Source organism: Pseudarthrobacter albicanus (assembly GCF_018224015.1).
Lineage (GTDB): Bacteria > Actinomycetota > Actinomycetes > Actinomycetales > Micrococcaceae > Arthrobacter > Arthrobacter albicanus.
The window spans coordinates 1-940 of record NZ_JAGPOT010000151.1 but is presented as its reverse complement, the minus strand read 5'-3'; the positions used below and the strand labels follow the sequence as shown (position 1 = coordinate 940).

Annotated in this window: 1 pseudogene; it reads left to right on the top strand. The window is 68.9% G+C overall.

Annotated elements, in window-relative coordinates:
* Positions 1 to 190: 190 nt before the first annotated feature.
* Positions 191 to 832 (top strand): annotated as a pseudogene (locus J9611_RS20850) (SDR family NAD(P)-dependent oxidoreductase); the annotation flags it as partial.
* Between the last annotated feature and the right edge of the window lie 108 nt (positions 833 to 940).

Below are 940 nucleotides of genomic sequence, written 5' to 3'. Positions count from 1 at the left end.
CGCTCGGCGAACAGCCGCAGCGCGATGGCGGCCACGGCGTCGGGATCAATCGTCACCGGGCGCCCGGTGGGGCGAAGGACAGCGGGCTTCAAAGCATCGGGAGGCATCCCACCAGTATTCACCCTTACATAATGACACAGGGTGTCATAAGGTGGATCGCATCACCGTCAGCAACGTCTGGAAGGACATCATGGGCAACGAAGCTACCTGGCAGGAAGCCACCACCAGCGGCCGATTTACCGGCAAGACCGTCATCGTCACGGGCGCGACCTCCGGCATCGGCCAGGCCACCGCCCTGCGCGTCGCCAAGGAGGGCGGCCGCGTCATCGCCGCCGACATCAGCAAGGAACGCCTGGACGACCTGGTGGCAGAGAACGCCGGACTGGACCTGGTTCCCGTGGCGGGCGACATTTCCACCGAAGAGACAGTGGCCGCCGTCGTCGCGGCCGCCGGCGGCCGGGTCGACGCCCTGGCGAACGTCGCCGGCATCATGGACAACTTCGCACCGATCCACGAGGTGGACGACGACCTCTGGGACCGCGTCTTCCGGATCAACGTCACCGCCCTCATGCGCCTCACCCGCGCCGTGGTGCCGCTGATGCTGGACGCCGGCGCCGGCTCCGTGGTCAACGTCGCCTCCGAGGCCGGCCTGCGCGGTTCCGCCGCCGGCGCCGCCTACACCGCGTCCAAGCACGCCGTCGTCGGCCTGACCAAGAACTCGGCCGTGATGTACGGGCCCAGGGGCCTGCGCTTCAACGCCGTGGCCCCCGGCCCCACCATCACCAACATCGTGGCCAACTGGGGGTCCCAGCTCGCGGCCGAACGCCTAGGAGAGCGCTGAACAAGGGGCAATCCGGAGATGGGATACGGCTTCCGGGCCGCTCTTCGGAGCTTTGGGCGGCCCGCTGACGGCCTGGGAATGAGAGGCCGGGGCCCGGGA